At 39.5% G+C, this 14,914-nt stretch carries 9 protein-coding genes and 1 pseudogene; 7 read left to right on the top strand and 3 right to left on the bottom strand.

The genetic code is table 11. The features are described 5' to 3' along the window. Positions 1 to 160 precede the first annotated feature (160 nt). From ACIP6T_RS19115 to ACIP6T_RS19085, 7 genes are all read left to right on the top strand, one after another. Positions 161 to 1,774, top strand: a complete 1,614-nt coding sequence (locus tag ACIP6T_RS19115) for a hypothetical protein (protein ID WP_400458403.1) — start codon at positions 161 to 163, stop codon at positions 1,772 to 1,774. An 89-nt stretch (positions 1,775 to 1,863) separates the two neighbouring features. Continuing rightward, positions 1,864 to 3,882: a glycosyltransferase family 2 protein gene (locus ACIP6T_RS19110; RefSeq protein ID WP_400458401.1), complete on the top strand. Its 2,019-nt coding sequence runs from the start codon at positions 1,864 to 1,866 to the stop codon at positions 3,880 to 3,882. Positions 3,883 to 3,897: 15 nt separating this feature from the next. Further along, the gene (gene glf / locus ACIP6T_RS19105) at positions 3,898 to 4,995 is read left to right on the top strand and encodes a UDP-galactopyranose mutase (protein WP_400458399.1); all 1,098 of its coding nucleotides are present in this window, start codon (positions 3,898 to 3,900) and stop codon (positions 4,993 to 4,995) included. 53 nt (positions 4,996 to 5,048) lie between these two features. Then, positions 5,049 to 6,371: a glycosyltransferase family 61 protein gene (locus tag ACIP6T_RS19100; protein WP_400458397.1), complete on the top strand. Its 1,323-nt coding sequence runs from the start codon at positions 5,049 to 5,051 to the stop codon at positions 6,369 to 6,371. Positions 6,372 to 6,449: 78 nt separating this feature from the next. Further along, positions 6,450 to 7,634 (top strand): nucleotide sugar dehydrogenase, encoded by a 1,185-nt coding sequence (locus ACIP6T_RS19095; protein ID WP_400458395.1) that lies wholly within the window; start codon positions 6,450 to 6,452, stop codon positions 7,632 to 7,634. A 14-nt stretch (positions 7,635 to 7,648) separates the two neighbouring features. Further along, positions 7,649 to 9,115, top strand: coding sequence for a glycosyltransferase family 2 protein (locus ACIP6T_RS19090; RefSeq protein WP_400458393.1), 1,467 nt, complete (start codon positions 7,649 to 7,651; stop codon positions 9,113 to 9,115). A 38-nt stretch (positions 9,116 to 9,153) separates the two neighbouring features. After that, the gene (locus ACIP6T_RS19085; RefSeq protein WP_400458391.1) at positions 9,154 to 9,798 is read left to right on the top strand and encodes an acyltransferase; all 645 of its coding nucleotides are present in this window, start codon (positions 9,154 to 9,156) and stop codon (positions 9,796 to 9,798) included. Between the two features lie 65 nt (positions 9,799 to 9,863). Here ACIP6T_RS19085 and ACIP6T_RS19080 read toward each other — a convergent pair. The 3 genes and pseudogenes from ACIP6T_RS19080 to ACIP6T_RS19070 form a co-directional block, all read right to left on the bottom strand. After that, a pseudogene (locus ACIP6T_RS19080) lies at positions 9,864 to 10,903 on the bottom strand (IS481 family transposase). Between the two features lie 471 nt (positions 10,904 to 11,374). Next, positions 11,375 to 12,619: a capsule biosynthesis protein gene (locus ACIP6T_RS19075; protein WP_400458569.1), complete on the bottom strand. Its 1,245-nt coding sequence runs from the start codon at positions 12,617 to 12,619 to the stop codon at positions 11,375 to 11,377. A gap of 13 nt (positions 12,620 to 12,632) precedes the next feature. Then, on the bottom strand, positions 12,633 to 14,750 hold the full coding sequence (locus tag ACIP6T_RS19070) for a capsular polysaccharide biosynthesis protein (protein WP_400458390.1): 2,118 nt from the start codon (positions 14,748 to 14,750) through the stop codon (positions 12,633 to 12,635). Positions 14,751 to 14,914: the final 164 nt, after the last annotated feature.

Here is a 14,914-nt window from a genome sequence, read left to right as displayed (position 1 = left end):
AAGTGTAAAAATGCAATCAAAAAAACGGTATTAAAAAATCACCATAAAGTCTAAATGACTTGTTTCTTTCAAACAGAATATAGCGCCTCTATGCGTTAATTTAGGAGTTTCAGTGAATTGTATACTCATCGTGGGACACCCCAGTTCAGGATATCTGGAGGTGGAAGACGCCTTGCAACGACAGGGAATGGCTTCTCCAAGCCCTTCTAGACGTGAAGGTTTACTTCCACAAGATATTACAAAGAATATTAATAAACTTTATCGAGTGCCTGATCTTGGTAGTGCAACAACAGAAGAAGAGCTAAAGCCTCTGCAAGTTGCTCCTATCTGGCAGGGAATGGCGCTAGATCTAATGCTAGGGAACATGGATGAGAATCTTTGGGGATGGTCTGAACCCGAGTCAATTTACTCACTGGATTACTGGCGTCAACTGGACGATACCTTAATATTCGTGCTGGTATATGATTCTCCTCAGCATGCGCTTATGAAAATAGCAGAAGATCAAAAAATCAGTTCAGATTTAAATATCAATCATCACATCTGTAATTGGGTAGCATATAACACCTCCCTATTAAAGTTCTTCATCAAAAATCGTAAACGCTGCATCTTAATTAGTTCACAACAAGTAATATTAAATAAAAAATCACAATTAAAAAAGGTCGAAAGTATTGTAGGAAATCAGGAGGAATCGTATCTAGGGAATGAAGATAAAAAAATTAAAACCATAATATCATGTAATAAAAAAGAAGAGGAGTCATTAAAAGAAAACCCACCTTTTACGACACAAAAAATATTGGAACTTTTTGAACCTTCTTGTGCGGATGTGGAAGAAGAACAGAAAGCATTAGGGGTAGAAATTACTGAGCAATATATACTGGAGCAATTACTTAGCTATTATCCTGCTTGTACGAAACTTTATTCCGAAATTCAGTCACACGCAAACCTTCCTCTGCTGAATAAAAATTTCAACAAACCTTGCCCTGAAAAGGCCTGGAATAGTATTACTCAGCATCGCATATTAAAAGATGATTTGATTGCTGACCTATATGAAGCTTATACAGAGATGCGTGATAGTTTACTACTCTTAGTGAAGGGAAGCACCTCAGAAAAGGAAATATTATTTTCGAAGTTAGATATAATTAAAAAAGAATTTGAAAATCGAATTTCGGGTAAAAAAACAACCTGCAATGAAAATATTTATGAACGTGTAAGCCCCAAGGGTAAAGAAGAAAGTTGTATCAAAAACCATTTAGAAAATATCAACAAAACAAATACAGCTATCGTAGAAGAAGAAATGCAACTTCTTAATGAACGAAATGAAAAAATTCAGTACGAAAACAAGGTCCTCTTGACACAATTACATGAGGCACAAAATGATTTAGAAAATTATTTTCTTAAAAACCAGGAATCAAAACAGCATAATCCAGCAATTTTGGGGGCAGCAGAGCGAATTAAGCAAGAACTCGGTTACCGACTAGGCGCTACAATGATTCAGCACTCAGGTTCTCTAATTGGCTGGTTGAGAATACCTAAAGCACTTGCCGCTGAGCATCGTGCATGGCACCAAAAAAATAGTAAAGAATCTCTAAACATGCTTCCCCCAATATCAACTTACCATGACGCACATGAAGCCGAACGTATTAAACGTCATCTTTCATATAAACTTGGAGAAAACCTTATTCATTGCAAGAGTTCATTACTTGGAAGGATAATGTTGCCTTTTGCTTTAAACCGTTCAGTACGGCAATACCGCCTTCAGCGACGAGGGGTTTAAATGAAAGATGAAAGATGAACTATATTTATTCATTGCGAACAATTTTATCGTTAGCGCTTTAACCAAAGTAATTTTATAAAGGCTGAAAAGTGAGTTTAATAAAAGGAAATAAATATTCAAAAGAAGGCAACTATGACTTAGCCTTTTCTGAGTATAAGAAGATAGCTCTGGATAGTCCTCTTTACCCACAAGCTAAATTTAACATTGAAAGAATGGCAAACCTCGGTCTTATAACTGAAATCAGTCCTATCAAGCCATTTGAAAAGCATAGTAACAAGCCGTTACTTTCAATAATAATGCCGGTTTTTAATGTTGGCCCATATCTCGACGCCAGCATACAATCAGTATTATCTCAATCATTAAGAGATTTCGAGCTAATAATAGTCAATGATGCATCAACAGATAACGGTAAAAAAATCATTGAGATGTATAAGAACATTGACGATAGAGTAAAAATCATTAATTTAAGTTTCAATACATTGGGTGGAGCTGGAATACCAAGTAACATTGGGATTAAAGCTTCCCAAGGAAAATACATTGGTTTTGTTGACAGTGATGACTGGATTGTGAACGATGCTTTTGAAAGTCTTATTAATACTGCGGAAAAATTTAATGCTGAAATAGTAATAGGTGATTTCAGAACTTTTCATGAGGATAATAGAGCAGTTAGTGATTCCTATGATAAGAAAAGATGGGAAAACATACCTTTGAACAAGGTTACTCAAGGATCAATTTGTTCTGATCTGTTCACGATGTCACCAGTTCCGTGGAGAAAATTGTATCTAACTAGCTTCATGAAAGAAAAAAATATTTTATTTCCAGAAGGCGATTATTTTTATGAAGATAATCCCTTGCACTGGTTTGTTTTATCAGAAGCTGAGCGTGTAGTGGTGATAGATAAGTTAATCAGCTATCACAGAATGGCCAGAGAAGGCCAAACAATGGGTTCATCATCATATAAGCTGGCAGCAATTTCATCGCACCTTAACACGACTGTAAACTTTCTATCGCAGAACAAAATAAAAAAACAATCAGTGTTAGACGCTTTTTATGATTACTGTTATCGAACCAGTTGGATAATTGACAAGCAGCTGGACCAGATGACTAAAAATTTAATCAAGCATCGTTTATTTGATATTTATTGCAAAGCTCAAAGCATATCTCCTCCTGTTAACATTCGTCCTAATTTCAAAAGAAAATTTGAGGACTATAGTAAATCCTATCCTAAGCTGGATTTAACTATTGTGATGCCTGTTTATAATTGTGAAGATCTTATAGCAGAAAGTATCGAGTCTGTTCTGAAAATATCAAATTTAAAATATAACCTTCTTATTATAGATGATGGTTCAAGTGATCGAACTGCTGAAATTTGCCAAAATTATGCTAATAATCATAAAAATATCAATTTTTATATGCAAGTTAATAAGGGTGCTGGGCGTGCGCGCAATTCAATAATACCACTGTGTACTGGAAAATATACTTTTTTCCTTGATGCTGACGATGTTATTAATGCGAATGGCCTCGAAAATTCCGTTAAAAAAGCAATTACAGATGATGCTGATCTTTTGTTCATGAAGTATAGAATTGAATTTTTTGAAGAAAAAAAATCACGTGGTATGTTTAATGGGGATCTTCAACTTTGGGATTCACTCTCAAAAGATGATAATGCCACATCGATTAAAAAGAATGTTGCCGCGCTAATAAATTACCCTTGGAATAGGATTATCAAGACGAATTTTCTTCATGACAAAAATATCTTTTTCGGATCGACTGTAGTACATAATGACGTTCTCTATCATTGGCATAGCATCATTGCAGCGAAAAAGATATCCTATATTGATCAAGAAGTATGTACCCATAGAAAATTCTCTCAACGCGATCAGATTACAAATATTTCTGATAGCAGACGCCTCATGGTATTCGAAGCACTTCGTTATACACAAGAACAAATCACGAAACAACCAGACTTCCATAAAATAAAATCGCAGTGGGAAACGTTCTCCACCGAATTAATACAATGGGCTGAAAAAAGAATACCTAATGAACACAAGGATTCATTCTTTAACTTTAAAAATGAATTTGTAAAAAACCTTCCAAAATTTTCTTAAGAAGAGAATCTATAAATGTATGATTATTTAATTGTTGGAGCTGGTTTATTTGGCAGTACTTTCGCACGGTTAGCTACAGATGCTGGGAAAAAGTGTCTTATTATCGATAAACGTGATCATATAGCAGGTAATTGTTACACTATAAAAAAGCACGGTATTCATGAGCATGTTTATGGGCCACATATTTTTCATTGCAATGATGATTTAATATGGAACTTTGTAAATAGATTTGCCAAATTTAATACTTTTGTTAATCGTCCAATTGCTATCAATAATGGAAAAGTGTTCTCACTGCCTTTTAGCATGTATACTTTCAATGCTATGTGGGGTGTCATCACTCCAGAAGAAGCAATGAAAAAAATCGAATCACAGCGTCTAAAACTTAACAGAGAACCGTTAAATCTTGAGGAACAGGCTCTTACACTTGTAGGTGAGGATATTTACAACTGTTTGATTCGTGATTATACAAAAAAACAATGGCTAAAAGACCCTAAAGAACTTCCTGCAAGCATAATTAAACGCCTACCAATAAGAATGTCATGGGACAACAATTATTTTTACGATAAGTATCAGGGAATCCCAATAGGAGGATACACGGCTATGTTCGAAAACATCTTAGAGGGAATTGAAGTCAAAACAAAAATTGATTATTTTGCGAATCAAGAATACTGGAATAGCATTGCTAAAAAAATTGTTTTCACTGGGAAAATTGATGAGTACTATAAATTTGAGCATGGCGAACTTGAGTATCGCTCACTGAGATTTGAAACCGAAACCATGCCATATAATAATCACCAAGGAAACGCAGTTGTGAATTACAACAGTTTAGATATTCCCTGGACAAGAATGATTGAACATAAATATTTTGACCAAAGTAATGCCAACGATAATGTTACTATCGTTACCAAAGAAATTCCTGATATTTGGTCGAGAAATAAAACACCGTATTATCCAATTGGTGATGAAAAAAATACACTTATCTTCAAAAAGTATATGTCTATGGCAAAATCAGAAATTAATACTATTTTTGGAGGGCGCTTGGCGGAGTATCGTTATTATGACATGCACCAAGTAATTCAATCTGCATTTAATAAATTTAAAGAAAACATTTAATTAATAAATCACAGAATATATCATTTCATGCTAAACTTTAAGAAATAGCTTATATGAACATATCGAAAAAAGACATTAACGATGCCCATAAATCAATAAAAGAACTCGACATATGGTTTGAAAATGGAAATATAGATGGCCATAAGTTTACAATGATATTATCTAAAATGTTAAAAGATAATGAATTTGCGAAGTTTGAAATGACCTGTTCAAAAGTCAAACAATCGCCATTTGGACATAAAGTCGAACGGCGTATTACCTGCCATCTATCAATTTATGATAACCTCAAAACAATTTTAAATGTTGATGATAATTTAAATACAAAGATTATATTGCAAGAGTATTGCTCAGATAAAAAAAGAATTGAAAGTTTACACGATATTTTTGATAAAGAATCTGGACTATACTACATCCACAACCCTGGGTTGCAATATGATTATTTTGATGAAGATTTCATTAGTTATGATAAAAAAATAAAACAAATACTTATCGAGCGTGGTTTCAAACGTACGTTGTATCAAAATAGCCAAGCAAGATTCCGCATCATTATTGGTGCGAGATTTCATAATTTTAATCATAACTTCTACGCAGTATCTGATGAGAATGGCTTTTATGATTCATCAAATTCCGCAAGATTAGCTCGGTTAAATAATTGTAATTACTTTTCCTCTAATATTGAAAAAAGTATAGAAAAGGCAATCATCCTTCCTATAGACTATATATGTGACAATTTTTATCATAATTTATGCGAAACTATGGCAGGTCTTAGATATATTAATCAGCTGCCCGATGACATTCCTATAATTTACACAGAGGATCGTTTTCATATTCTTGATTTTATTGCCTCAAGATTATGCATTGAACGTAGTCGATTTATTTCCATTAAAAACCTTTCAAATACAGTTATAAAGAAAGCGCTGCATTTATATGCTGGAAGTTATACTTGGGATGCAGCAATGTACTCATTTTTCTCGAAAGTATCGTATCCACAAACAATAGATTTAAAAATATATATATCTCGAAGGAAATCTTCTAGAGGACCATCTAATGAATTAGAGATAGAAAAAAAATTAGAATCTCAAGGTTTTAGAGTTATTTATCCAGAAGATATCAGTTTTGCAGAGCAGGTAGAAATATTTTCCAATGCTAATATAGTAATCTCCCCACATGGAGCTGGACTTTCACATATAGCATTCACTCCCCCCAAGTGCTCACTTATTGAAATTTTCAGAAGCGGTTCAATACAACCTGATTATTATCTCAGGTCGAGGCATAGACGTATACATTATCATCCATTAATTCAACACGGAGAGAAATTAGATATTAATAGTATTAAAGAAGTTTTGGCATACATTAGTAAAAATAATAAAATTTAGAAAAAAACCACCACCCCACCACAATTCTTTCATCATAAAAATATATTTACAACCACGACATAATAAAAGATGGAATTAATGAAACCAAAAATATTTAAAATAACAATAGTCGGAACTGGCTATGTAGGTTTGTCTAATGCAATTCTTCTTGCTCAACATAATGTCGTCATAGCATTAGATATTGATAAACAAAAAGTGCAGTCGATTAACAATAAAGTCTCACCAATCGATGACAAGGATATTCAGGAATATCTTATCCATTCCCCACTAACGTTGCGAGCAACGTTAGATAAATTTAAAGCATATAAAGATGCTGATTTTATCATAATTGCTACTCCCACAGATTATGATTCAGTAACTAACTGTTTTAATACTCGTTCTGTTGAGGCAGTTGTAAGGGATGTTATGATTATAAATCCTGATGCAGTCATGGTGATTAAGTCCATTGTGCCAGTCGGATTTACTGAAAAAATTAAACATGAATTAGGCTGCAAAAATCTGTTATTTTCACCGGAATTCTTACGTGAAGGTAAGTCACTACAAGATAACTTATATCCTTCACGTATTGTAGTAGGCGAGCGCAGTGAAAGAGCGCAAATTTTTGCAGATCTATTACGTGAAGGCGCTATATCTAAGGATGTACCAGTTCTTCTTACCGACAGTACCGAAGCAGAAGCTATCAAACTTTTCGCCAATACTTATCTCGCGATGCGGGTTGCCTATTTCAATGAACTAGATACTTATTCGTCTATACATGGACTCAATACTAGCCAGATTATAGAAGGTGTTGGTCTGGATCCTCGCATTGGGCAGCACTATAACAATCCTTCCTTTGGTTACGGTGGCTACTGTCTGCCAAAAGATACTAAGCAACTACTCGCAAATTTCAAGGACATTCCTCAAAGTTTGATCCGTGCAATAGTGGAGTCAAATGTTACTCGCAAAGATTTTGTAGCAGATGACATATTGCACCGTAATCCTAAAGTGGTGGGTATATATCGACTTATAATGAAAAAAGGTAGTGATAATTTTCGTGCTAGTAGCGTTCAAGGGGTGATGAAGCGTCTGAAAGCAAAAGGCATCGAAGTTATAGTGTATGAACCGGTACTCAAAGAAGAGAGTTTCTTTGGGTCAAAAGTGATACGAGATTTAAACGTATTTAAACAGCAAGCTGATCTGATTGTGGCTAATAGACGTGTCGCCGAACTCGCAGATATAAATAATAAGGTCTACACCCGTGATCTTTTTGGTAATGACCTTTAAGAAAGACTTCAATTATGCTTAATCAACTAAAGTTTTTATGGTATTACCATCAAAAACATTACGCCCATGCCGCTGCAGCAATAATTAACCCTAAATCTAGACAAGAGAAAAAAAACAAACTGCTGGCTATGTACAGATTATCTATGTACAACTCAGTAGCTCAATTACCTATTATTCCTTCCTGCTGGCAATCCCATTTGGCCAAGGCAGTATCTTTTGCTGCATGTGGCGAATATGAAGCTGCTCAGCAGCTTATAACATCATTTCAATACAAATATGTTAGTATGCACCAAAAAATGGCATTGACAATTGGTCTGATGCCATTTATGCCGCAAGTTGCATTAAAAATAATAGAGGAGTTACCCAATTCCCCTCCTGCATTGCATATAGCTTTGCTTATGCGAAATGGCCGTTTTGAGCAAGTTCGTAGCATGATTGAGCGCTTGCCAGAGAGTATTATTGTGACCGATCCTGAATTATTACTTTTGCAAACTAATGCATATAAGGGTACTCCAGAGATACAATTACAACGGCTAAATATGTTTCTGGCTGCATATAATTTATCTCCTTTGAGATTAAATGACCCCATGCTTGCTCCTTCACCAATTAATCTTAGTACTAATGAGAGTCCAGATATGCAATCCGGTCCTCTGATATCAATATTAATGACTACGTTTAATACTGGGTATCGGGCAGAGCATGCTGTCTTTTCACTATTGGCACAAAATTATAAGTCTATAGAAATAATCATTGTGGATGATGCTAGCACTGATGACACGCCAGTACGACTTGAGAAATTAGTTCGTATGGACAAACGAATCAAATTAATAAGGTTACCGCGAAATGTTGGCACCTATGCAGCCAAACGACTTGGGCTGACGAAAGCACAAGGCCAATTTGTCACTTGTCATGACTCGGATGATTGGTCCCATCCTGAAAAATTAACGCAACAATTAGCTCCTATGTTGGTCGATCCAACCATAGTTTGTACAGTGTCGAACTGGGTGCGTATGCAGGATGACGGTGTTTTTTATGCTCGTCCCGTTTATCCTCTAAAACGCCTAAATCCTTCATCGCCCCTTTTTCGCCGTGAAATGGTACTGTGCAAGGCAGGAGTATGGGACTGTGTAAAAACAGGCGCTGATAGTGAATTCCTGGCACGTCTGAAACTGGTATTCGGCGCAAAAGCGATAAAGAAAGTCAATCAGCCCCTAACATTTGGCAGTCACAGAGCCGACTCCTTGATGACATCTGCTGATACTGGTTACTTACAAAATGGAATATCTTCGGAACGACAGAAATATTGGGAAGCGTGGTCACTGTGGCACATATCCCATCTGGCAACTGGAGAAAAGCCTTTTATTGATCCCTTTATATCAGTAACTGAATCGAGACCCTTTGAAGTACCAGTAAATTTACAAGTTAACCTTGAAGCATTAGCTGAATGCAAAAATTCCGCAATTAAATCAACGGTTCAATAAAATATCATCTTACATTCCATTCTAATAGGAAAATATTCATGAGTAGTTTTATTTATAAACTTTTATGTACTAATGGCGATGAGATACTCAACCCTAAAATTGATGGCTTGACAGTAGAATATAAAGGTACTCAGGGAGGGGTAGTTGAAATTGAGGAAGGAGCTATTTTTCATAATACAATAATACTTATAGGCAGCGCAGGTCACATTCGAATAAATAAAACTCATCCAAGAGGAATTAGAAATACTAGAATAGAAATGGTCTGCGCATACAAGTTCAAGCAAGTATTTATTGATGAGGGATGCTCAATAGAAAGCGCTCGTTTTTCGGTAGTGGGTGATAATAATCTTAGCGTGAGCATTGGAAAAGACTGCATGTTTAGCTCAAACATTTTATTCAGAGCATGTGATGGGCATACTATTTTCGATATAAAAAATGGAAATGTTTTAAATAAATCAAAGCCAATTATTCTTGGAGATCATATTTGGATTGGTGCTGAAACAACTTTCTTGAAAGGTTCAGAGATTCCTAATAACACAATTATCGGCACTAGTTCAATCATAACAAAAAAACACACTCTTGAATTTACAGCAATAGCAGGCAGACCAGCAACCATTGTTAAAACAGGTGTTAATTGGGATCGTAAGCAAATTCCCATATATGAAAAAGATAGGGATTTATAAACCTCTAAAGCAGTACAACAATGGAATATATTTGAAGCTGCATTAGCTTATATCTAATCTGACATTTATCGGTTATTTACATAAGTATTTGTCAGATTGTATTTATCTTTATTTTTCCCAGCACAGATGTGCTTTCCATCAAGTAACATTTCCGTGACGTCCGCCTACAACACATTCCCTCAGATGCTTTTTCATTATTTTAGTGAGCCACCATTAATCAATATCTAATTGCATTGTGTTGAAACGGCCGTAAAGATTCTTACGGAACGTCACCTGATAAAACTCATTTAGTTTCGTTTGATTGAAGCATTCTAAACACCATTCGTTCGCTGTGACATTAATTTTATTTTCGTATTACTATAGCCAGAGAAAGCTAGTAATCAAACTGATCCACTTTATGAAAGAACTCAATACCCCCTATCGGCCAAGATTCTCAGCATCCGCATGCCCTGAGACTCATAAAAGGCCAGTATTCCGTCATTTATTAAATCAGCCGCTGTAATCGGTGTTTTGGTGATGTATAGTTTGCAATGAGTAAGAATAAAAGAACGCCTGTTGATAAATTCGCTCGGTACCTTTCAAATTGCCTATATAGAACTAGTCCTGTGGCCACAGATGCACCGGATGAGCGGTTTGAATTTCTATGTAGGCCTCGTCATCTCTGGCTGTACATTTTAGCACTGCGATCCGTCTATCGGTCAGTTCGATGCTATCATGAACGACTTTATCTTAGATATGCTTGTATGTTTTTTGAAGTTTTCAATATTTTAACGAAGCCGGACTGGACGGATACCACTGCCTGAGATTAAAACGCTCTATTTATCTAGTTTGATGCTGGTTCGAAACTGCCCATATTCTGGGGGCACGACTGCATAATTAATAACAGCCTTTAAAGTTGCATCGGTGCAATTTTTAATATTGTAATCCCATAGTCTAAGATTAAATAAGCGCATCCGTTCAACCTTCATTGGCCAGCTAGCGGTAACGATAGAATGCATTATGTAAGACGCATATAATTTTGAAAGCCCTAACATACTGCTAAGTCCATCAGCCAGATTAACTAAACTGATTAACTTTTGATAACGCAATTGGTAGCATGACGCATGAGAGTTACCTTCTCTTTAGTACAAGCACTCGTCAGCTGTATAGAAAACAATAAACCTCAACTTCTCCAAACCATGTATCAGATTAAGCCGCAACTAATAAATATAAATTAGAGTTGGAATTTTGGCTAATGTCAATCAGACCAAAATAGTCGGTTGAAAAAACTTGATCCATTTGAAAAATATTCACTGTAATTTCTAACGGATCGAAGATGCTCGATCAGAGTTGACGGGCTAGTTAATAAAAACCACTCATCGCCAAATTTCTTTCCCTGACCGCCATTTTCATCTCTTTCATTTCTAATTATATTTCCAAACAAATAAACTTATGTGCCGATTCACCCTTCATAAATTTTTTGCGTTTTCTTGCAATCTATTAGTCTAAGAAGTACAGCGATTCAATATTATTCTTCGTCTACATATCCTAAATGATATCAGGATGTCAAGCTAAGGACTTAATAATATTGTACCTATCACACCACATCTATTCTTTCATTCATCTCCCTGAAGACCACGCTTCTTTCCCCTTCACGACGTTGTTTATCACCACCGTAATAAACCGCATTGATCTGCGTATTAGCAATGATATGAGTTCTGAACTTCTTAAATAATCCCATGTCCGGTTTAAAGCTGGCATTCCAGAATTGATTCAGCTGTCCCTGATAGGTTAATCCCTGAATATCATAAAACGCGTTGCCCATAACCTTTAGCGGCTTTCCATGGATTAATGCCGAGATGCCAACGGTACTGTTGATGGTGATAACGGCTTTTGCATGATTCAGCAGTTCAGGCAAAGGTAAATCGTGAACATAGATGACTCTGCCCGCGACGCCATAATCTTTGCACAGCTTATTAATCAGAGGCGCATATAAGCGGTGCCCGCGATCCATGGGATGATGCTTAATCACTAAAAACGCATCACGCGATGCGCCCTTTGAAAATGAAAAGATCACTTCATTAATATAATCGCGCACATCTTCATACGGACTATGATTGCGAATCTGACTGTCATTGTAGACTTGCAAAACCGCGAGGAAAAAACGCTGATCCAGGCTGGACTGCAGTTGGGATAACACATTGCGCTGACGCCAGCCGTACCACTGCTTACGCCAGTAAGCCCTTACCCAGCACTGGGCTTCATACCAGGGAGAGAAGGACTTATGGTGGCGATAGTTTTTAAATTCATGGCGATAAAACCAGCCGACGGCGTAATACCACATGGCGTGGCCAATGCGCTTCTGGGTGGAAGGCTGGAAGGGTTCAATCTGCACCGCATGCATTTCAGGTAATTGGCGATAGAACTCGGGATCGCGCGGTAATGATGAAAAGGCATTCACGCCGCCCTCTTCTACCGTAATGAAGTGCGGACGCAAATAGCCCTCTTCAAACGCAATAAAACGAATTCCTCTCGCCTGTGCCCAGCGCTTAGCCGCCAAATGCATAGGCCGACAATCACCGAAACAAAGAATCGTATCGAAATTATATTCCTGATGCGTATCGCGCAGCCATGTCGGAAATTGTTTTTCTGATTTTAAATAAGGCAGATATTTACGCTGGCGACAGTAAAAACGATCGGCACCGTTAAATACCACATTCACGGCTTCACGATCGTGAGATTCCAGCCATTCAGCAATATCGTTAAAAAAAGGTCCCATTGGGCCCTGCAGTAAAAGATATTTTTTACCGGCCATCAGTTTTTTAAAGGCATTCCCTTTCATCACTTACCTTCATTTAAAATTGATATTTACGCAGCGCGACTTTTAGCACCATCGCCAGTTTGCGTGATTGCCGTATGGCATAGCCTTTTTTGCCGCTGCAAAGCTGCATCTGCGCTCGCGGCGCTTCATGCAACCACGTCACCGCCTCTTCCACGCTTATCGCGTTCTGTCGTACCGGATGGATATAGGTGGGATAGGCAATCAGCGCCTGATAAACCAGGTCCGCTAGCGTTAACTGACGCTGGCGACGGCTGGAGCGGTATTCGTCAACGGTCACGCCCCAGTTGGCGTAAAACGGCATGCCGTAACAGTGCACTTGCTTGCCGTGCAGTAACGCTTCAAATCCAGACAGCGAGGTCATGGTATGCAACTCATCAACACGCTGAATGCACTGGATAATATCGGCATCGAGTGCCTGATAATCCGCTAAGCGCGCCACCTCTTCGGCGGCAATATCACCTTTACGGTTGCCGACAAGCACATCGGGATGGGGTTTATAAATAATGAACGCGTCAGGATTGCGTTCGCGTACGATACGCAATAACGCCAGATTGGTATTGATGGCGAAGGTGCCGGTTGCAATCGAAGCATCATCTTCCACCTGGCCCGGCACCAGCAGCACGCGTTTGCCCTTAGCTGCTGCCGGTAGGATGAACTCCGCACCAAGGTTATATTTGCTGATTTTGGTTGCCACTAAGCGCTGGTGCAGCTGCTCGGCACGCAGCCGCTGCGCCGGGGTAAGATCGCTGTTATTCAGCAACTCTTCCAGATCGCTCGGCCGCGATGCATCGTAATAGATGCCGCGTTTATCCAGCACCAGCGACAGCGGCGCCAGCAGATCCGAGCCCAAACCGGAGGAACGCAAAAAGCCATCTTCCATACGCCAGATCGGCAGATGCCGCCCGCGCAGTTTGTCCTGCCAGCGCTGTTCATGTCGCACGCCCCACACCACGCAGGCTGTGGCCTGACGACTGCGCGGCGCAAAACTCAAGCGATTAGCCGACGTACGCAGAAACGGTTTGAGGATGGTCGATTTCCACAGCGTTAAGCCCGGCGCCCATAAATGTCCATGGCGCTGCTGCTGATGACGGCGCTGCAACTGTAGCCAGTTCAGCACATCAAACAGAGTCCCGGCTGTACCGCTCACCGGATGAATGTAGCGGCAGTAACGCAGATAAGCGGCAGCAAACAGTTCATGCAGCGTGGCGTTGCCACGACGCTGCGCCAGCTGTTGCGCCTTGGGATGGCGATCGTCGGTTAAGCCCCAGCCCGCATACCACGGCTGACCAAAGCAGGTCACCGGTTTACCCGCCAGCAGCGCTTCAAAGCCATATTGCGACGTCACCGCATACACCCGCGAGACGTGACGCAGCAGCGACTGCGGGCTAACGTTATCCGCCATCAGATGCACCCGCGCAGAGGCTTGCAGATGGGCGAAATAGCCGGCTTTTTTGCCCTGCAACACATCCGGATGGACTTTCACCCACACCATAGCGCGCGGGTTTTCATCCAGTGCAGCCTGTAACATCGCAGCAAAATGCTCTGCACACGCGTTGCCATATTGCACCGACACATCGTTGAAGGTTTGATCCACCACCAGCACGATTTCGCGCTTTAGCATTTCGCCCGCGCTAAACGCCGGGGCGTGATTGTATTTCGACAAACCCCCCGCCACGATAATATCCATCGCCTGCTGTGCGTCAGCATGCAGCGCCTGATTGCCAGTACGATCCTGGATCAATCGCTCCAGCGTGCTGGGCTGGCGCGCATCGTAATAGATGCCCTCACTATCCAGCACCATCGAGAGCGGCGGCGCGCCATTTACGCCTAAATCCAGCGAGCGGATAAACCCATCTTCCAGCCGCAAGATGGGTTTACCTGCCGCCAGCGCCATCTCCACCGGCTTATGCGCGCTGGGCCGATGGCCCCACACCGCAACGGTGGTGATGTCGTCAGGTATCGCGCGGCGTGCAGAGAGCTTGTGGCACGGCTGTGACAGAAAAGTGCGCAGATGCGGAATGCGCCAAATGCCGGAGGAAAATATGCCGATGGAGCCTGTCTCTCTAGCGGTGACAGAGGCGATCGGCTCGACGCTCTGCGCCGAACCAGCGGAGACGCGAGTTGCAGACATACCAGTTCCTGTGTGTGAAGGTGTTGCAGATTCTGTAGCAACCCCTTCATCCCAGTGACGGCATTGATACATAAGACGTAATGTGTAATCAGTCGAAAATTCGAACAGGCGCTATTTTTATGCTTTTTGCGCGTAGCTAAAAGTGCGGTTACCTGACAGTTATG

Origin of the sequence: Pantoea sp. NPDC088449, from assembly GCF_044753225.1 — a bacterium.
Lineage (GTDB): Bacteria > Pseudomonadota > Gammaproteobacteria > Enterobacterales > Enterobacteriaceae > Pantoea > Pantoea floridensis.
The sequence above is the reverse complement of the archived record's forward strand: the minus strand, read 5'-3'. Positions and strand labels throughout refer to the sequence as shown.